Source organism: Methylobacter sp., from assembly GCF_036845245.1.
In the GTDB taxonomy this organism is placed as follows: domain Bacteria; phylum Pseudomonadota; class Gammaproteobacteria; order Methylococcales; family Methylomonadaceae; genus Methylobacter_A.
Genome location: NZ_DAIUEH010000003.1, coordinates 157,393 through 176,673, shown reverse-complemented (window position 1 = coordinate 176,673; position 19,281 = coordinate 157,393). Strand labels below are relative to the sequence as shown.

At 48.5% G+C, this 19,281-nt stretch carries 19 protein-coding genes and 1 tRNA gene; 10 read left to right on the top strand and 10 right to left on the bottom strand.

Annotated elements, in window-relative coordinates; genetic code table 11:
* The 3 genes from V7051_RS02750 to V7051_RS02740 are packed head-to-tail and all read left to right on the top strand — an operon-like array spanning position 1 to position 4,496.
* The gene (locus tag V7051_RS02750) at positions 1–1,677 is read left to right on the top strand and encodes a formylmethanofuran dehydrogenase subunit A (protein WP_333873212.1); all 1,677 of its coding nucleotides are present in this window, start codon (positions 1–3) and stop codon (positions 1,675–1,677) included.
* Between the two features lie 48 nt (positions 1,678–1,725).
* Positions 1,726–3,513 carry a threonine--tRNA ligase gene (thrS, locus tag V7051_RS02745; RefSeq protein ID WP_333873213.1) on the top strand — a complete coding sequence of 596 codons (1,788 nt, stop codon included), beginning with the start codon at positions 1,726–1,728 and terminating at the stop codon, positions 3,511–3,513.
* Entirely contained in the window at positions 3,510–4,496 is a 987-nt protein-coding gene (locus V7051_RS02740; RefSeq protein ID WP_333873214.1) for a CobW family GTP-binding protein, read from the top strand. The genes thrS and V7051_RS02740 overlap by 4 nt, the downstream gene beginning before the upstream one ends.
* A gap of 169 nt (positions 4,497–4,665) precedes the next feature.
* Here V7051_RS02740 and dmeF read toward each other — a convergent pair whose 3' ends face one another.
* Positions 4,666–5,595 carry a CDF family Co(II)/Ni(II) efflux transporter DmeF gene (gene dmeF, locus V7051_RS02735; RefSeq protein WP_333873215.1) on the bottom strand — a complete coding sequence of 310 codons (930 nt, stop codon included), beginning with the start codon at positions 5,593–5,595 and terminating at the stop codon, positions 4,666–4,668.
* Positions 5,596–5,668: 73 nt separating this feature from the next.
* Here dmeF and V7051_RS02730 point away from each other — a divergent pair, with 73 nt between their 5' ends.
* The 3 genes from V7051_RS02730 (at position 5,669) to V7051_RS02720 (ending at position 8,493) form a co-directional block, all read left to right on the top strand.
* The gene (locus tag V7051_RS02730) at positions 5,669–5,944 is read left to right on the top strand and encodes a metal/formaldehyde-sensitive transcriptional repressor (RefSeq protein WP_333873216.1); all 276 of its coding nucleotides are present in this window, start codon (positions 5,669–5,671) and stop codon (positions 5,942–5,944) included.
* Positions 5,945–6,143: 199 nt separating this feature from the next.
* Positions 6,144–7,106, top strand: a complete 963-nt coding sequence (locus tag V7051_RS02725; RefSeq protein ID WP_334181116.1) for a TonB-dependent receptor — start codon at positions 6,144–6,146, stop codon at positions 7,104–7,106.
* 409 nt (positions 7,107–7,515) lie between these two features.
* Entirely contained in the window at positions 7,516–8,493 is a 978-nt protein-coding gene (locus V7051_RS02720; protein ID WP_333873218.1) for a CobW family GTP-binding protein, read from the top strand.
* A gap of 129 nt (positions 8,494–8,622) precedes the next feature.
* Here the strand turns inward: V7051_RS02720 and V7051_RS02715 are convergent, their stop codons facing one another.
* Entirely contained in the window at positions 8,623–10,593 is a 1,971-nt protein-coding gene (locus V7051_RS02715; RefSeq protein ID WP_333873219.1) for a diguanylate cyclase domain-containing protein, read from the bottom strand.
* A gap of 196 nt (positions 10,594–10,789) precedes the next feature.
* On the opposite strand from V7051_RS02715, the gene V7051_RS02710 reads away from it, so the two are divergent.
* The 3 genes from V7051_RS02710 to rsmA all read left to right on the top strand — a co-directional run bounded on the left by V7051_RS02710 (position 10,790) and on the right by rsmA (position 12,961).
* Positions 10,790–10,866: transfer RNA gene (locus V7051_RS02710), tRNA-Asp, on the top strand.
* A gap of 322 nt (positions 10,867–11,188) precedes the next feature.
* Positions 11,189–12,178, top strand: coding sequence for a 4-hydroxythreonine-4-phosphate dehydrogenase PdxA (pdxA, locus tag V7051_RS02705; RefSeq protein ID WP_333873220.1), 990 nt, complete (start codon positions 11,189–11,191; stop codon positions 12,176–12,178).
* Positions 12,179–12,961: a 16S rRNA (adenine(1518)-N(6)/adenine(1519)-N(6))-dimethyltransferase RsmA gene (rsmA, locus tag V7051_RS02700; RefSeq protein WP_333873221.1), complete on the top strand. Its 783-nt coding sequence runs from the start codon at positions 12,179–12,181 to the stop codon at positions 12,959–12,961.
* Between the two features lie 73 nt (positions 12,962–13,034).
* Here rsmA and V7051_RS02695 read toward each other — a convergent pair whose 3' ends face one another.
* The 6 genes from V7051_RS02695 to V7051_RS02670 form a co-directional block, all read right to left on the bottom strand.
* Positions 13,035–13,157, bottom strand: coding sequence for a hypothetical protein (locus tag V7051_RS02695; RefSeq protein WP_333873222.1), 123 nt, complete (start codon positions 13,155–13,157; stop codon positions 13,035–13,037).
* Between the two features lie 230 nt (positions 13,158–13,387).
* A complete protein-coding gene (locus V7051_RS02690; RefSeq protein ID WP_333873223.1) occupies positions 13,388–13,711 on the bottom strand; it encodes a HesB/IscA family protein in 324 nt (107 codons plus the stop codon).
* A 10-nt stretch (positions 13,712–13,721) separates the two neighbouring features.
* Complete coding sequence (locus V7051_RS02685; RefSeq protein WP_333873224.1) at positions 13,722–14,831, bottom strand: cysteine desulfurase family protein; 1,110 nt, start codon at positions 14,829–14,831, stop codon at positions 13,722–13,724.
* A 12-nt stretch (positions 14,832–14,843) separates the two neighbouring features.
* Positions 14,844–15,317 (bottom strand): Fe-S cluster assembly transcriptional regulator IscR, encoded by a 474-nt coding sequence (gene iscR, locus V7051_RS02680; RefSeq protein WP_333873225.1) that lies wholly within the window; start codon positions 15,315–15,317, stop codon positions 14,844–14,846.
* 115 nt (positions 15,318–15,432) lie between these two features.
* A complete protein-coding gene (gene cysE, locus V7051_RS02675) occupies positions 15,433–16,206 on the bottom strand; it encodes a serine O-acetyltransferase (protein WP_333873226.1) in 774 nt (257 codons plus the stop codon).
* Positions 16,199–16,939 (bottom strand): RNA methyltransferase, encoded by a 741-nt coding sequence (locus tag V7051_RS02670; RefSeq protein WP_333873227.1) that lies wholly within the window; start codon positions 16,937–16,939, stop codon positions 16,199–16,201. Before V7051_RS02670 ends, cysE begins: the two co-directional genes overlap by 8 nt.
* 200 nt (positions 16,940–17,139) lie before the next feature.
* On the opposite strand from V7051_RS02670, the gene V7051_RS02665 reads away from it, so the two are divergent.
* The gene (locus tag V7051_RS02665) at positions 17,140–17,934 is read left to right on the top strand and encodes an inositol monophosphatase family protein (RefSeq protein WP_333873228.1); all 795 of its coding nucleotides are present in this window, start codon (positions 17,140–17,142) and stop codon (positions 17,932–17,934) included.
* A gap of 56 nt (positions 17,935–17,990) precedes the next feature.
* Here V7051_RS02665 and rimI read toward each other — a convergent pair whose 3' ends face one another.
* Positions 17,991–18,521, bottom strand: a complete 531-nt coding sequence (gene rimI / locus V7051_RS02660) for a ribosomal protein S18-alanine N-acetyltransferase (protein WP_442919615.1) — start codon at positions 18,519–18,521, stop codon at positions 17,991–17,993.
* A 14-nt stretch (positions 18,522–18,535) separates the two neighbouring features.
* On the bottom strand, positions 18,536–19,234 hold the full coding sequence (locus V7051_RS02655; RefSeq protein WP_333873230.1) for a uracil-DNA glycosylase: 699 nt from the start codon (positions 19,232–19,234) through the stop codon (positions 18,536–18,538).
* Positions 19,235–19,281: the final 47 nt, after the last annotated feature.

The window sequence follows — 19,281 nt, the reverse complement described above, 5'->3', positions numbered from 1 at the left end:
ATGTTGACGCGTTTAACAGGTGGGCAAGTTTTCGATCCCGCCCAAGGCCTGAACGGCACCGTTCAGGACCTGTTTATCCGCGATGGCGCGATTGTTTCCAAGCCCGATTCAGACGTAGCGATTGATGTCGATTATGATGTTTCCGGCAAGGTCGTCATGGCCGGAGCGATCGATATTCATAGCCACATTGCCGGCGGCAACGTTAACACCGCGCGCTTGTTACTGCCCGAACAGCACCGCAATTACATGGCCCGCAAGTTGGGCCACGCGTTTAGTACGGCGCGTTGGTCAACCACCGAAACCGGCTATCGCTACGCGCAAATGGGTTACACGACCGTCGTTGAACCGGCGGTATTGCCCGCTAATGCTCTGGATGCCCATTTACAGATGGCCGATATTCCGATCATCGATACCGCGGGTTTGGCCATTCTCGGTAACGATGATTTCCTGTTGCGGCTGCTGCGCGCTAAGGCTAGTCAAAACCAAGTCAACGATTATGTGGCCTGGACTTTACAGGCGACCCGCTGTTTGGGTTTAAAGGTGATTAATGCCGGCGGCGCCAACGCCTTTAAATCGAATGTGCGCAGTTTTGCGTTGGATGATGTGGTGCCGGATTACGGGGTCAGCTCCCGGCAGATTTTGCAGACGCTGCAACGCGCGGCGTGCGACATTCATCTGCCGCACCCGGTGCATGTGCATTGCAATAACCTGGGCATTCCCGGCAATGTCGATACCGCTATCGCCACCATGGAAGCCGCGCAAGGCTTGCCGATGCATTTGGCGCATATCCAGTTCTACGGCTATGGCAGCGAAGGCGGCCGGGTTTTTTCATCGGCGGCGGCCAAATTAATCGACGGTTTTAATCAACATCGTAATATCACGATGGATGTCGGCCAAGTGTTGTTTGGACAGACCGTGACCATTTCCGGCGATGTGATTGCCCAATACAGCCGTCGTAACGATGCGACGCCCAATAAATGGGTGATGTGGGATGCCGAATGCGAAGGCAGCGGCGGCGCTGTTCCGTACCGTTATCAGCAACAAAGTTTTGTTAACAGCCTGCAATGGCTGATCGGCTTAGAAATCTTTTTGCTGGCCGAAGACCCGTGGCGCTTGTTTTTCACCACCGATCATCCCAACGGCGGGCCGTTTACGCGCTACCCGCATTTGATCCGGCTGTTAATGGATTATGATTTTCGTCTGGAATGTATGGACCAATTGCATCCTGAAGCGGTCGCCATGAGTTTGTTAAAAGATTTGAAAAAAGAGTTTTCGTTATATGACATTGCCGTCATGACCCGAACCGCTGCGGCGCGTATGTTGGGTTTGAAGGATAGAGGCCATTTGCAGCCCGGCGCCATTGCCGATATTGCGGTGTACACCCCGCAAGTCGATCAGGAAGCCATGTTCAGCGCTGCCGACCTGGTCTTTAAAAATGGGGAATTGGTGGTAAAAAACGGCGATGTACAGCAGCGCCGTAACGGCGCCACGCAAATGATCCAGGTGAGCTTCGAGCCACACATCAAACGCGAACTACAGGCCTACTACGACCGCTTTTATAACCTGAGCCTGGATAATTTCAAGGTGGCGGATGTCAGTTTCAGGCAGGCCGATAGTGAGCGCTTTGTCAGCCATGATGCCGGACAGCCTTATCTTGCCGCACCAGCGACAATCTAAACCGCCTGTTATGGATAAACAAAATAAATGCCGTTACAACCATTAATCATGAATCTGTCAAACAACCTTTCTATTACTTCCAAAGAGGGAGAAAAAGACGTTTATCTTGAACTCCTGCGTCACGATGCGGCGCACCTGATGGCCGAAGCGGTCAAAGAGCTTTATCCTACAGCGCAAGTCGCTATCGGTCCGGCTACCGAGAACGGCTTTTATTACGATTTTGCCCTTGCCGAGGCGTTCATGCCCGATGATCTCGTCCAAATTGAAATGCGCATGCAGGAAATCGTTGATCGCGCCGAACCGGTCATACGTGAGGAATGGAGCCGAGCGCAGGCTATTGCGCATTTCACCGCCGTCAATGAACGTTTCAAGTTGGAACTGATTCAAAATATTCCTGAGGGCGAGACGATTTCGGTTTACCGGCAAGGCGGTTTTCTCGATCTTTGCCGTGGCCCGCATCTGGAAAACACCGGGCAGGTGGGAAAGGCGTTCAAATTATTGAAAGTCGCCGGAGCTTACTGGAGGGGCGACCAGAGCAAACCGATGCTGCAACGGATCACTGGCACAGTGTGGACGACGCGCGCCGATCTTGATCGCTACCTTCAGCACTTAGAAGAAGCCGAACGTCGCGATCACCGGCGATTGGGACGTGAGATGGATTTGTTCCACTTTCAAGAGCAGGCGCCCGGCGCGGTATTTTGGCATGCCAAAGGTTGGCGCTTGTTTCAGCGTTTAATCGATTACCTGCGCCAACGCCAGACGGCATCAGGCTATGAGGAGATCAATACGCCGGACATCATGGATATTTCCTTATGGGAAGCTTCCGGTCACTGGGAGAAATTCGGTGACAACATGTTTACCATGCAAACCGGGGACGACCGCATCTATGCGCTTAAGCCGATGAATTGCCCCGGCGGGGTCCAGGTGTTCAAGCAAGGGCTACGGAGTTACCGGCAGCTCCCCCTCCGTCTGGCCGAGTTTGGTAAGGTGCATCGTTACGAACCTTCCGGTTCATTGCATGGATTAATGCGCGTACGCGCTTTTACCCAGGATGACGCGCATATTTTCTGTACCGGAAAACAGATCACGGATGAAAGCCTGAAGATTTGCGAGTTAATTTTAAGTATTTACCGTGATTTCGGTTTCGACGACATCCGCATTAAATTTTCGGACCGCCCCCTACAACGAGTGGGTAGCGATGCCGTCTGGGACCAGTCCGAACAAGCGTTGCGGTTAGCCATTGAAGCCAGCGGTTTGCCCTATACGCACAATCCGGGGGAAGGCGCTTTTTATGGGCCGAAACTTGAGTTCGTCCTGCGTGACGCGATTGGCCGCGACTGGCAATGCGGTACCTTGCAGGTCGATTTAAATCTGCCGGAACGCTTAGGCGCTTATTACATCGACGAAGAGGGACATAAACACGTGCCGGTTATGTTACATCGGGCGTTGTTTGGTTCGCTGGAACGTTTCACCGGTATTCTGCTGGAACACTACGCAGGATGGCTGCCGTTTTGGTTTGCGCCTCTTCAAGCCGTTGTCGCGTCAGTGACTACGCAAGGAGACGACTATGCTGCCGAAGTCTGCGAACGGTTACGCTTGCAAGGGTTGAGCAGCGAAACGGATCTGCGTAATGAAAAAATAGGCTACAAGGTCCGGGAGCACACCCTGGCTAAAATTCCACTGCTGATTATTGTAGGCAAGCGCGAAGTGAATGAAGAATCGCTTACATTACGCTGGTTGAACGGTGGACAACAGGAGCACTTAACGTTGGAAGAAGCCTTCGCATGCCTTGCTGACAAAAACCAAAATCCTCAAGCGCTAATAAACAAACGATGAAAAATTACAGTTTGTCCTCATCTGCTAACGCTATTGAACGTATACCCGTATTCATCATCAGCGGTTTTCTCGGCAGCGGAAAAACCACGTTATTGAATCGTTTATTGAGTCATGCGCCCAAATCCGCCGTGATTATCAATGAATTCGGTACCACCCCGATCGACCAACAATTATTGCGCGAGCATAAAGTACCTTTATCGACCTTGGTTGGCGGTTGTTTATGTTGCCAAGTACGCGGTTCGTTAACGCCCTTGCTTAAAAATCTGCGCATGGCTTGGGATTCCGGGGATAAGCCTTTCGAGCGGGTGATTATCGAAACCAGCGGCGTTGCCAATCCTGAGCCGGTGCTGGATATTTTGTTAAGGGAGCGTTGGATAGCTAAGCGTTATAGTTTACAAGGCGTTATTACTACCGTTTCAGCGGTTATGGATGAAGATTATTTTGATTATTTTCCTGAAGCACAAGCTGCTTGTGCCTGGGCAGACACCGTGGTAATGACTCAAACTGATTTAGCAACAGATCAACAAATTGAACGAATTAGTGCGCGACTGGATCAATTAGCCCCCGCTGCAACCCGGTTGACCGCTGTGCAAGGCGAGCTTGACCACAGTGCACTACTCAACTTTCCGAAGAAATTTCGGCGACTGCGTGATACTGAGCTGACCGATTTACCCGATCACGGTTTTAGCAGTATCGCCTTGCAACTTGAGCATCCGATACCGTGGGAACGCATACAGAAAGCGTTGGAATACCTGATTGTTCATTATCCTAAACAGCTCATCCGCTTAAAAGGCATGGTTTACACACCTGGGCAAAATCAACCCTTACTGGTGCAGGGAGCCGCCGGAAGGCTTTATCCTGCAACGCGGCTACCGGTAAGAACTTCTGATGATGGCATTGGACGACTGGTTATTATTACCCAGGGTGGCGTAAAAGATTTAGCTGAAGAGCTGATGGCACAATTACGTAGTAATAATTTGTGACTTGACCATTCACTAACAGCTAATCTGTTAGCTGGAAGTTTAAAACCTGACAGAGAATGCGTCGGACAATGACGAAAGAATTCTAATCTTACGCGGTCTGAGCCTCATGCCTGCCGCTTGGTTGAGGCATAGCCTAAATTGGCACGCAGTCGATTGTCAACGTGCTTGACTATCCTCGGAGTAGATTGACTTCAACAGTGACATGCACTAGTTCTTCGTGAATGCTGAGTTGTCGCCTGAAGTCATCCGGCTCTGCGGCATCCGTGACGGCGAGCGAAAGGATGCTCGCGTACTTGCCCTTACCAACACGCCATACGTGCAGATCAGTGATATCGGCCTTGATTGGGCTTGCGTCGATGACTTCTCGGATTTCTGCCACCACAGGGGCGTTCATCTCGGCATCGAGTAATACGCGTCCGGTATCACGCAGCAACCCATAAGCCCATATTGCGACCAAGCCTGCACCAACAATACCCATGACCGGGTCAAGCCAATTGGCCCCCAAAAATTTGCCGCCGATCAGCGCCAGTATCGCGAGCATAGAGGTAGCTGCGTCAGCCAAAACGTGCAGATACGCGGAACGCAGGTTCAGGTCGTGATGGTGATGACTGTCATGCTCGTGATGACCGTGGTGATGGCTGTGACTATCCTTGAGTAGCCACGCACAAGCAAGATTAATTAGCAGGCCGACCATCGCAATCGAGATGGCTTGGTCATAATGAATCGGCGACGGTGAGAACAGACGCTCAACAGACTGGTACAGCATCAACCCTGCAACTCCAACCAGGAAAACCGCGCTGGTATAGCCGCCCAGCACCTCAATCTTCCAAGTACCAAAAGCGAACCGCACATCGTGGGCAAAGCGGCGAGCTGCACCATAAGCGAGCACCGACAGACCGAGCGCCAAGGCGTGCGAACTCATGTGCCAGCCATCAGCCAACAACGCCATTGAGTTGAACATCAAACCGCCGACGATCTCCGCCACCATCATCACCGCGGTTAATACCACGGCCCAGCACGTGTTTCTTTCCGCCAGAGGGTTGCCCTCGTCAAAAACGTGAGAGTGACGCCAGTTGTCAACAGAAGCTGAGGATTGCATTTAATAGAGTCCTTGGGTTAAATAAAATATATACTATACCCCAGTATATTTTCATGCAATCAAAAGAGACGACATGGCCCATACGATCAAATCCAAGAAACAATTGTTGACACGTGTGCGCCGTATTAAAGGGCAGGCTGAGGCGCTGGAAAAGGCGCTAGAGCGAGAATCGGAGTGTGCAGCGGTTCTTCAGCAAATCGCCGCAATTCGGGGCGCAGTTAACGGACTGATGACTGAAGTGCTAGAAGGGCACCTTCGCGAGCACCTTGGCGCGGATGATCTTTCCCCACAGCAGCGGAGCGAGGATTTGGAACAGTTGGTGGGAGTACTTCGCTCTTATCTGAGGTGAGATAGCTTTAGAATACGATTTTTTCCGTTTCGTGAGCTGCACCCTATACGGGTCTCCAGGACATTGTGGGTCGAGGCAATCATCAACCTTTGAGCGATGAGGCGTTGCGATTGAAAGTCGGACACAGCATCAGTGAAATCTGAAAAACGAATTGTGTATACTTTGGCCACCACGCTCCCTCCTTGGGGTATTCCGGGGCATGGTTGGTTTTCAAGCCATTGCCGGAGATTTTGCGGCAATTGACAAGGCCTCCAGCGAAGTGATTGTGCCGCAAACGCTAAGCAACAGTTACGGTGTCTTTGCCGTGGAATCATTCAATATCGGGGCATTTGCCAACCAGCTCGGTATCCGGGTTGAAGACACGACGCTGGACCCGCAAGGGCTTTCCAGTCTTAATTATGTGCCGGTCAGTGCTTCCGCTTCCAGCGTGTGGAAAATCAATGACAGCAACAGCCTCAATCTTGCGATAACCCGCTCGCAACGTGCGCCGCAAGTACAGGAGCTGCTGACGAACGGTTTTCATGACGCCACCCGCAGCTTTGAAATCGGCAATATCAATCTGCGCGAAGAAACCTCCTACAACCTGGATTTGGGTTATAAATTCAAATCGGACTGGGTCAGAGCCCAGCTTGATTTATTCCATAATTGGGCGGGCGATTATATTTACCAGCAGCGTAATGGCGAATTCATAGACGGTGCGCCCGTCGTCGAAACCCGCCAAGCCGACGCCACCTTCATGGGCTACGAAAGCAAGCTGGTTTTTCCGTTACTGCAAAACCGGCTCGGAGCGGTTGATTTAACGCTGTTCAGCGATTTTACCCGCGGTCAATTCGTTAATGGTGCCGATGTACCGCGCATGCCGCCGTTGCGTTTCGGCTTTCAGCTTGACCACACCAAAGGTAATTGGAATACCAATCTGCGCCTAACACGCGGCGAAGCCCAGACTCATGCGGGCGATAACGATACCGCGACGCCCGGCTATCTGCTGCTGAGTCTCGGCACGCAATATCAAGTCCTGGATTTGCACGATACCGATGTGATGGTGTTTGCCAAGGCCAATAACCTGCTGAATGAGAATATCCGTAACTCCACCTCGTATTTGCGTAACTTTGCGCCGGAACCGGGGCGCGGCGCGGAGATAGGGTTTAGGGTGAGTTACTAAATCAAGATATAGGGAACAAAGTGAGGGAAGGTGGCGTGGCAATATCGGTTTATGGCCAGCTGATGCGGCGGATGTTTTCTCAACTTAGATCTAAAATATTGACACCAATTTTGGCCCAGTTTTATATGAAGCTAGGTTTTTGAGTAAATTAGGAGCGCGGCATAAGGAAGTAAATGAGTTTTTTCAAATTGGCCTCCGGCTCAGAATTAAAAAGACGATAATAATTGTAATATTGGGGCCATTCTTATGTACCTGCTTCCACTCTGTGTAAGCTCATTTCTAAGATCAAAAGGCCCATGCAATTTTGTCTTTCTACTTGTCATATAACGGTTTACGCCATTACATATTGAAGTATCAACCGAACCTTTTTTGCCAAACACAGCATCTACAAAGCTCATTAATACACAACATGAATCATTACAACTTGTCCCCATCCGCTAAAGCCATTGAGCGTATCCCTGTATTCATCATCAGCGGTTTTCTTGGTAGCGGAAAGACTACTTTACTGAATCGTTTATTGAATCATGCGCCTAAATCTGCCGTCATCATCAATGAATTCGGCGCCACACCAATTGATCAACAATTACTGCGCGAGCACAAGGTGCCTTTATCGACCTTGGTTGGGGGTTGCTTGTGCTGTCAGGTGCGCGGATCGTTAACGCCCTTGCTTAAAAATCTACGCATGGCGTGGGATTCCGGGGATAAACTTTTCGAGCGGGTGATTATCGAAACCAGCGGCGTTGCCAATCCTGAACCGGTGCTGGATATTTTGTTAAGGGAACGCTGGTTGGCTGCGCGTTATAGCTTGCAAGGCGTTATCGTCACGGTTTCAGCGACCATGGATACAGATCAGTTCGACTCTTTCCCTGAAGTCCAAGCGCAAATTGCCTGGGCAGATACAGTAGTAATGACGCAAACCGACTTAGCGACAGCTGAAGCAATTGCAAAGCTGGACGCACGCTTGCTGAGTCTTGCTCCCGCGGCACCCCGGCTGATTGCTGTGCAAGGTGAGCTTGACCCTGAGGCACTTCTTAATTGTCCGAAGAAGCTACGGCGACTGCGTGATGCTGAACTGACCGATTTACCCGATCACGGCTTTAGCAGCATCACTTTGCAGCTTGAGCAAGCGCTACCGTGGGAGCGATTACAAACAGCGTTGGAATACCTGATGGCCCGTTATTCTAAACAACTGGTGCGCTTGAAAGGCATGGTTTACACACCTGAGCAAAATGAGCCGCTGCTGGTGCAAGGAACAGTCGGAAGGCTTTATCCTGCAATGCGGCTGCCGGTAAGAGCTTCCGATGATGGTATTGGGCGACTGGTTATAATTACCCGCGTTGAAGTAAGAGGCTTAGCAGAGGAGCTGATGACGCAATTGCGTAATTAAGCAAACGAAAAAAAACTCAACTCTACGTCGTACTTGCGTAATTTATCCACGAATCGGGCAGGGCGTGATTGTCACTCAAAGTTGTCGGCCAATAATTTTTAGCTTGTTGGCTGGTGGGCGCGATCCTTTTTATTGCCCGACTGCTTTCTTTTTCTGCATGCTTTCGAAATAGAAAGAAACGCCATGCTTTCCCTGTTTTGCGTGATACATTGCGGTATCGGCAAAGTGAACCAGGGTTTCGCTATTGGTGGTATCTTGAGGGTAAATCGCAATACCGATACTGCCGCCCAGCGTAAATTCCAAATCACCGAAAATATAAGGTTCACATAATTTTTTCAGGATTTTCTCAGCAACCGGGGCCGCTCCGTCAGCATCGGTTTGCGGTAATAATAGAGCGAATTCATCGCCGCCAAGCCGGGCGGCGATGTCGGAATCGCGCAGAGTTGAAGAAATTCTTATGGCTGTTTCTTTTAGTACTTCGTCACCAATAGCGTGTCCCATCGTGTCGTTAACAAACTTGAAGCGATCCAGGTCCAGGTAAAAAAGTGAAACCGACACGTTGGTACGATGCGCCATACTGATGACATGTTGGAGCTGATCGGCAAATAGCCGGCGATTAGCCAGTCCGGTTAACTCATCGTAATGGGATAGCCAGATTAAGCGATCATCAGCTTGTTTGCGTAAAGTGATGTCATGCACAATGCCATCGACACCGATATATTTGTTGTCTTCATCATAAGCAGGGGTGTCTGTCACTTCAAGCCAATGGATATTTTTCTGCGCACTGTATATTTCTAACTGGTAAGGTGGGTTTTGCCGGTCTTGATCGTATGGTTCGGCGTACTCATCAATTTTAAGATTCATTGGATTATCAGTCAGGTATTCATGGTAATGAGCCATAAATTGCTCCACAGTGTATCCGAGTATATTGGTTATTGATGGGCTGATATAAGTGAATATGCCGTCGCAATCGCGTTGATAAAAGAAGTATTCATTACGCAGATTTTCAACCAGGCTACGAAATTTATGTTCGCTGGAGTTCAGCTCGGCGGTGCGCTTTACAACCAGGTGTTCGAGGTCGCTTTTTAATGCTTGCAGGATTTTGTTGGTGGTCTGAACTTCGGTTTTTGACAGTTTGATTTTCTTGTTTTGTCTGCGAACCCGCGCAATCCATAGTAACAATAAAACCAATATACTTATGAAGGCCGTTACAATTTCCCAAATCAGTTCATAATCAATCGAGGATTTAATGCTGGGAACCCATTTTGCATGGATATTCTGCATTTCTTCTTCACTGATGGTGACCAGCGCTTTTTGTAAAATGTCCGCCAGAATCGGCCAGTCATTACGTATGGCGATACTTTCGTTAATGCTGTCATTGGCGCTATTAAGATCATAAAAAGCTGCAATTTTCAGGTCAGTCAGGAGATATTTTGTTTGCAGATAACCGGCTGTAGCCATAAAAGTAATGGCGGCATCTGCTTTTTCGGTACTGACTGTCTTTAACCCATCCAGCATGGAGCTTACAAAATAAGGCGTGGCTGAGGGCAGTTCTTTAATAATCCGGTCAACAAATTGATAGCCTTTAACCATCGCGACTTTTTTGCCGACAAGATCGCTTTGGCTTTTAATTGAGACGTTATCTCTTTTGGTCATGATAACCAAAGTTTTTATCAGATAGGGTTGGGTGAAGTTAAACCACTGTCTGCGATCCGGCCGATTGACCATTGTCGCGACGACGTCAATTTTATGAGCGGCTGCAGCTTCGTATACTTTGTTCCAGCTGGTATTGGGATAGGTTTCAAATTTAATGCCCAAGCGTTTGCTCAGGGTGCTCATGACTTCGATCGCAATACCTTCAAGCTGTCCGGCGTCATTGATGAAGCTATAAGGTGGCAATGAACCGTCAAAAGCAATTCGGATCTTTTTGTGATTCGCTAACCACGCCTGTTCTTTAGATGTCAGCTGGACTACGGGGGCTGGTTTTTTTGGGGCCGACACTATGTCGGCAAAATCATCCGCCGAAGCGACATTTAATAGAAAAATGAAAAAGAACAAGGAAATTAAATAATGCATTGCATGGGCTTGGTTAATTTTCAATAGGGGAAATCAAGACAGGAGTCTCGCATTTTAGTCTTTTTGTCTCGATTTAATATGCGCACATATTTATACCGCTATTGTTAAGTTTAGTCTATTTCTGAACTGCTTGTGTTACGGCGTAAAAAGAAAGCTGTAAGCTCGAGTCTTTATGCTTGACAGAGCGATGTAATCTTATAGAATACCCGGCTCGAACTGCGGAGCGGTAGTTCAGTTGGTTAGAATACCGGCCTGTCACGCCGGTGGTCGCGGGTTCGAGCCCCGTCCGCTCCGCCATCTCTCAGGCAGAATTTTCATCGCCTATATAAAAAATCAATTCACCAAAAATTACTGCTGAGCTTTTTCATCAAGGTTTTGATGTCTAACACTTTTGTTGGTAATTATGCCATTTCCAAGCTGTATATTCTGCAGTTTCCGTTTATTAAGTGCGAACGATGAATCCGGACTCTTTTTCATAGTATATGACTTTGATGTTTATGGAAAATATGAATCGATAAATCAATTGCTTTGGTTAGCTCTCTTATCGATTAAACATCATTTTTAAAATAATTCCGGTAGTTATGCTGTAAAATCACTCTTTTTTTAGCTCAGTTCCCAGATGAAAACCAGGCTACCCGTACCGCGTATTGCATTAACACCCGGAGAACCCGCAGGCATAGGTCCCGATCTTTGCGTTCAGCTCGCCCAGCAGGATTTGTCCTGCGAAATCATCGCCATTGCCAGCCCGCAATTACTGGAAGAACGCGCCAAGCAATTAGGTCTCCCGCTTCAGATAAAAGAGTTTGACAGCACCAAGCCTGCCGCCACCCAGACTGCCGGCTGCCTGACCGTTTTGCCGGTGGATCTGGCTGAACCGGTTCAATGCGGGCAGCTGAATCCGGGCAATAGCCGTTATGTGTTAAAAGCCATCACCAAAGCGACTAAAGGCTGCATGGATGTGGTTTTCGATGCGATGGTGACAGGGCCTGTCCATAAAGGCGTTATCAATGATGCAGGTTTGTCTTTTAGCGGACATACCGAGTTTATTGCAAATATTACCGGAGGGCATCCGGTGATGATGCTGGCAACGCCGGGCTTGCGGGTGGCGCTGGTGACTACGCATATGCCGCTGTCGGAAGTCAGTCAAGCTATCACACATACCCGGTTGCGTACGGTGATTCGGATACTGAACCAAGAGCTACGCTCGCGCTTTGGTATAGACCACCCGAAAATACTGGTCTGCGGGCTTAATCCTCATGCCGGTGAAAACGGTCATATGGGTAGGGAAGAAATCGAGATTATTGAGCCGGTGCTTGATACCTTTCGCAAGCAAGGTTTGAGTCTGCAAGGGCCGTTACCTGCTGATACGCTGTTCACTGATAAGTATCTGGCTACGGCGGATGCAGTATTGGCGATGTATCATGATCAGGGGCTGCCGGTGCTTAAACATATGGGCTTTGGACAGGCCGTCAATATTACGTTGGGGTTGCCGATTATTCGCACTTCGGTTGACCACGGTACGGCTTTGGAGCTTGCAGGTAGCGGCAAAGCCGATTTAGGCAGTCTACAGTTCGCACTGGAAACCGCAATAACAATGGCTGCACAATAAATGGCACATACTCCGCGCAAGCGCTTCGGTCAGAATTTTCTTCATGACCACACTATTATTTACAATATTATCTCCAGTATTCAGGCCAAGCCTGATCAACATTGGGTTGAGATCGGGCCGGGGCAGGGCGCGTTAACCGAGCCTTTATTAAAGGAAGGTGTGCGTCTGGAAGTGGTCGAGCTTGACCGGGATTTGGTGGCTTTACTTAAAGAAAAATTCAAGCACTACCCTAATCTGCAAATTCACAGTGCCGATGCGTTACGGTTCGATTTTTCGGCATTGGCTGATGGAGACAAAAAACTGCGCGTCATCGGTAATCTTCCGTATAACATTTCGACGCCGTTGATGTTCCATTTATTGGATAACGCCTATTGTATTGACGACATGCATTTCATGTTGCAAAAAGAAGTGGTTGACCGGATTTGCGCGGTGCCAGGCAGCAAAAAATACGGCAGGCTTAGCGTCATGATGCAATATTATTGCGCAACAGAGCTGTTATTCGATGTGCCGCCGGAAAGTTTCGATCCGGCTCCGCAGGTGATGTCGGCTATCGTCAGGTTGGTGCCGCATCGGCAACCGCCTGTTGCGGTTAATGATATGGCCAAACTCAATCGGGTCGTCACCCAGGCATTTTCTCAACGGCGCAAAACGTTGCGCAATTCGCTGAAAAAATTGATTGCCGAGGAAGATATTGTTGCTTTGGGCATAGATCCAACCTTGAGAGCCGAGAACATATCCCTAGTCGACTTTGCCCGCTTAAGTAATTTATTGCAGGATTTGTAGTGTGCGCTGTGCGCACCTTTTCAAAGCATTTGTCTGCAGGAATGTAGGCAAAACTTTTCCCAAGATATTGACACTATTTGTTTCCGGCCTGAAGAAAGCCCAAAGTTTTTTCGATGGGCATAGCAGCTAATTTGACATCGCCTGCATTGCTTGCAGTGATGGCTTTTTCAAGCTCATCCACGGCGTTGTATTTCAATTTTTAAATGTCCCATTGCCCCATTTTTGGCCATTTTTGCGTGTTTCAGCGCTTTTTATTTAGCATGTTCAACCAATGCTGGCGTTTTGTCTTCCTTGCCTTGTGCTATGGCGGCGCTGGCTTTTAAAACCATAGAAGATCTGGTTAGCCGTTATCCTAAAAACTACAGTTGATCCATGATAGATTAGCGAATATTTTTGTGGTATTTGTGGGCGAATTGATTTCCCTGATCAAACGGAAAAACTCTCGCCGCAGCCGCAGGTACCTTTTACATTCGGGTTATTGAATTTGAAGGCTTCGTTAATGCCTTCCCGGCGATAATCCAGTTCTATTCCATCGACAAACTCCAGGTCGTTGGCGGCGACAATGACTTTTACGTCGAAATTTTCAAACACCGCATCGCCTTCATTCAATGCGTCGGCGTAATCGATCGTATAGGCATAACCCGAGCAACCGGATGTTTTTACGCCCAGTTTTAAACCCATGCCTTTGCCGCGTTTTTCCAGTTGTTTCTTAATTTGCCGAGCGGCACTTTCAGTTAATGAGACAGACATAATGACCTCTTTATCCTTTTACGCTTAAGGACTTTAATTGTTTAATAAATTCAAAAATTTCCGCTTCGGTGTTGGTTTTTCCCAAACTGATGCGGATTGCACTTTTTGCCTCGCTGGGATCAATTCCCATGGCTACCAATACCGGACTGGGTTCTCTCTGGCCGCTGGCGCAGGCTGAACCGCTGGAAACAGCGATGCCTTTTTGATCCAGCTGCATCAGCAGCATTTCTCCATCGATGCCGTGGATGCCCATTTGGACGGTATTGGGCAGTCGTTCCGCGTTCTCTGCAAAAATAGTCAGGCCGGGAATGGTGCTTAAGCCCTGTTCCAATAGTTTTCTAAGTTTTAACAGATAGCCGTGACGTTCGGCAAGTTCGGTTTTGGCGAGTTCCGCCGCTTTGCCAAAGCCGACAATGGCTGCGACATTTTCAGTTCCGGCTCTGAGTCCATGTTCTTGTCCTCCACCCAGCAAGACAGGATTTATTTCTACGGATTTTTCAAATACCAGTGCGCCGCAGCCTTTTGGACCGTAGATTTTATGGCTGGATAACGACATCAAATGCGCTCCGAGACGGTTAAAATCTACCGGTATTTTGCCCAGTGCCTGCACAGCGTCGGTATGAACCCTGATGTCGTGAGTTCTTAACTGATCAGTATAATGAACGACATTCTGTATTGCGCCGGTTTCATTGTTAGCCAACATTATTGAAACCAAGCCGGGTTTTAATCGAATAACCTCGTCGATAGTATCTTGTGTGATTAGGCCGTTTGTATCAACATCGAGCAACGTAAGCTCATGTTCCAGGTTTTTTAAATACTGGGCAGGTTCAAGAACCGAGGGATGTTCAATGGCTGAAACAGCAAGTCCGGCCTGAGGTGCTAGCGTTGCCAACGCCAGATTATTGGCTTCGGTGCCGCCGCTGGTAAAAATAATTTGCCCCGGTTGAACGCCAAGCAGTGCCGACAGCTGCTCACGCGCTGCATCGATGGCGCTGCCGGCGATTCTACCGTGACGATATAAGCTGGAAGGGTTGCCGTAGAATGTCTTCAGGAAAGGAAGCATCGCGTCCAGAACGCGATCATCTATCGGCGTAGTTGCATTATGATCAAAATAGATCATTCAAGTCGAACATTAGTCTGGATGGCGATAAATTTCAATAATTTGTTGGGCATCGTTATGCTGTCTTATCGCAACTTCCTGAACCTGGTTTTTTTCTAACAGGTCGGCTAAAGAAATACTCTTCAGATACTCTCTAATCTGTTCACTCAATCCCATCCATAGATCATGGGTTAAACAGGCCTGATCCTTTTGGCAATTGGCTTCTCCGCCGCATTTGGTTGAGTCAAGCGGTTCATTGACGGCGGCGATAATGTCAGCAATATTAATATCACTGGTCTTGCGGCACAGTTTGTAGCCGCCGCCAGGGCCGCGCACGCCTTTTACCATGCCGGCGCGACGTAAACGGGCAAAGAGTTGTTCCAGATAAGACAGGGAAATGGTTTGACGAGCCGCAATGTCAGTCAGGGTTACCGGCTTGATTTGACTGTGAAAAGCCAAATCCAGCATTGCAGTAACCGCATAGCGACCTTTAGTTGTTAAGCGCACAATAGTATCCTCTATAAATACCGTTAAGATATTGTTACTATACTTAACCTAGCATAATAGTCAACTATTATGGTCTTGTCAGACATAGGTAGACTCAAGGTTAAATATGCGCTTTTCAACTTTCACCTTTTCTGTTCTGATAGCCGTCCTCAATTTCGCAACCGTCCAATTTAGAGATCGGTGATTCCGTGTATTTTATACCGGCATCATTGAGCGCTTTTTGCATGGTTTCTATCTGTTTATCCATCGCATGAATATGATCCAGCATGTGATTAATCGCATAAGCGATGGGATCGGGCATGTCGGTTGTTGCTCCGTAAGCTTGAAAGCCCATTTTGTAGGCGATCTTGTCGCGCTCGGCCGCGGCGGCTCGGCTATTAGGGTCGACAATATGGCCGGGAATACCAACGACGGTTGCACCCGCCGGTACCGGTTTTAATACGACCGAGTTTGAGCCCACGCGTGCGTTTTCGCCTATATCGATAGGCCCTAAGACTTTTGCTCCGGCCCCTATCACCACGCCGTTATGCAAGGTCGGATGACGCTTGCCTTTATCCCAACTGGTTCCGCCCAAGGTCACGCCATGATATAAGGTGCAGTCGTCACCGATGACGGCGGTTTCGCCGATGACCACCCCCATGCCGTGATCAATAAAAAAGCGTCTGCCTATAATTGCACCGGGGTGAATTTCAATTCCAGTCAGCCAGCGGCTGAAATAGGCAATAAATCGAGCCAACCACCTGAATCCGGCTAACCAGCAAAAATGGCTGAGTCGATGAATTAAAACAGCGTGAAATCCCGGATAGGTGGTAATGACTTCAAAGACCGATTGCGCAGCGGGATCGCGTTCAAAGACGCAGGCAATATCTTCTTTTAAGTAGTTAAGCATCGTTATTCCTTTTATGACCTTGAGACATCCGCAAGATGCCTCGTAGTATGTCCAGTTCCTTGGTGTCCATTTGCACCCGGTTATAAATCCGGCGTAAACGCCGCATAATGGATTTTGACTTGGCTGGATGCATAAAACCTATGTCGGTTAATGCTTCAGCCATATGAGTATAAAAAGACTCCATTTGCGCTGCTGTCGCTAAAGGTTCGTCGCCTTTGTCGCCGACAAAAATTTCTTCTTGTGGAGCCAGTCCTGATGTCACGAATAATTCATAACAAACGACCTGCACGGCGGCGGCAATATTTAAGGAACTGTATTCGCTGTTACAGGGAATACGTAACAAAAAGTGGCACAGATCAAGTTCGTGATTTTTTAAGCCCGAATTTTCCCGACCAAAAATGATAGCCACTTTATTGCCGGGTTCATTAATCAGCACTTTTTCCGCACATTCCCTGGGCGTCATTTCCGGCCAGCTGATCGTTCGGCCTCTGGCACTGGCACCGATCACCAACTGGCAATCGGCAATGGCTTCTTGTAAAGTCTGGCACACGGTTGCGGCCGCCAACACATCATCGGCGCCTGAAGCTCTGGAAGTGGCGTCGGCGCTGGGGAATAATTTAGGGGCAACCAGCCAAAGATTATGCATCTTCATGTTTTTCATCGCACGGGCAACCGCACCTATGTTCCCCGGATGCGTTGTTTCGACCAGCACAATTTTTATAGTAGACAGCAAGGCCTTGTCCTTAGTTAAAAAAAGAGCCTAAGTTTAGCAAAATATTTGGTATTATATGGTGTTTTCAGCAATTGCTGCTGCATTGCCTAATGCCCTTGCTTTAGTGCTCTAATTTCTGCATAACCCTCAAAGACATGGGAAAATGCAGATATTGCACGAGCAAATATCTGTCCATACTCAGTACTCAATATAATCCGCCTATGCAACCCATGTTAAATACTGCCGTCCGTGCTGCAAGAAGCGCCGGCGACTTGATACTCCGCTCATCTGATAATATCGGCCAGCTAAAAGTCGACCAAAAAGGCAGAAACGACTATGCCAGCGAGGTTGATCGTATGGCCGAACGGGAAATCATCAATATTATCAAGGCGGCCTATCCTGATCACAGCATTCTGGCAGAAGAAAGCGGTGCGTATGAGGGTAACGATTTTGTCTGGGTTATCGACCCGTTGGATGGTACGACCAACTTTCTGCACGGCTTCCCGCAATATGCTGTTTCCATCGCGTTAAAGCATAAAGGCAAGATTGAAGTCGGCGTTATTTACGATCCGTTACGAGATGAATTATTCACTGCCAAACGCGGTGGCGGCGCCATGCTAAACAATCGTCGTCTTCGGGTGACTAATCAAACCAGCTTGAAAGGCGCGTTAATCGGCACTGGTTTTCCATTTAAAACCGGCCTGCATATGGATGCTTACTTGGGCATGTTTCGCTCATTGGCGACCGATTCGGCAGGAATTCGCCGTGCGGGCGCTGCTGCGCTTGATTTGGCTTATGTGGCTGCGGGTCGATTGGATGGTTTTTGGGAAATAGGCCTGATGGAATGGGATATGGCTGCAGGTATTTTATTGATAAAAGAAGCGGGTGGCGTAGTTACCGATTTTTCTTTTAATGATAAGTATTTGGAGTCAGGTAACCTGATCGCGGCTAGTCCCAAAATGCACCAAATCATGTACCAACTTATAGAGCCGCATGTTACGAATAATTTGAAATAATTGACGTCGTAAGCGGGATTTGTCAATTCAGCTTACGAACTCCGCGCTGTGTAACTTCAAAAAATCTGCAACGCCAGCATGATGGCGTCTTCGCGGCCGTTTTCCGCTTCGTAATAACCTTTTCTGATACCGATTTCGTTGAATCCCATGTCCTGATAAAGGGCGATGGCGACGGTATTGGACGGCCTGACTTCCAGAAACATGGTTTCTGCCCGTCCTCGGGCCAGTTCGATAAGATTTTCCAGCATCTTACGACCTATTCCTTGCCCCTGTTCGGCAGGCGCTACACAAATATTTAAAACATGAGCCTCACCGACAGCGATCGAGAGTATGCTGTACCCTAATACGGTATCCTGCTCTTCGCACACCCAACAATTATAATTGGCTCTAAAGCAGTCCCTGAATATGTCTTCGCCCCAGGGAAATCGATAGCTTGCCCGTTCAATCGCCATAACTTGGGGTAAATCGGTGTTTCGCATTTTTCTTAGGCGCATTAAATCTTTTCTGCCCACCGAGTTGGGAAATAATTTGGCGTAGAACTCTCTATCGGCGTCATAAACCATAAAGTCTTTTATTTTTTCTAACATTATTCCCAACATGATCAACCTTTAATGTTTTTATATGTTTGCAGCGCGAGTTTTAAATCCGCCCAGGCTTTGCGCTTGTCCAGCAAGGATCTTAACAAATACGCCGGGTGATAGACTACAATAACTGGCTCATCATTTAAAGCGTGTATTTTTCCTCTTAGCTTACTGATCGGCTCATCCGTGTTGAGCAACGCCTGTGCGGCAACCCGCCCTAAAACCACGATGATTTTTGGTTTGAGCAATGCCATTTGCCGTAACAGGTAAGGTTTGCAGGTTTCGATTTCGATAGGCTTGGGATCGCGATTGGCGGGAGGGCGGCATTTGACAACATTAGCAATAAAAACTTCATCCCGATCAAGGCCTATCGCTCTTAGCATCTCGGTTAACAACAGCCCCGCCTTGCCGACAAAAGGCAAGCCTTGTTGATCTTCATTTTGTCCGGGTCCTTCACCGATAATCATCCAGTCGGCGTTTTTATTGCCCGAGCCAAAAACGGTTTGGGTGCGTGTTTTACATAAATCGCATTTAGTGCAGGGGACAACTTCGGCTTGCAAGGCCTCCCAGGTATCAATCGGCTCTGGTTCCGGTTCCGGCAGGATGTTTTCAGCGATAGCATCGGGTACCGACGCTTGCTCTTGGACAGGAACAACTCGGGGCAACCAGACATCAATGCCCATCGCTTCAAGGTATTGCAGGCGTGTTGTGTTATCCAAAACCGTCTCGACCTACTTACTTAATTTTCCCACGCCGGAGCGTGGGA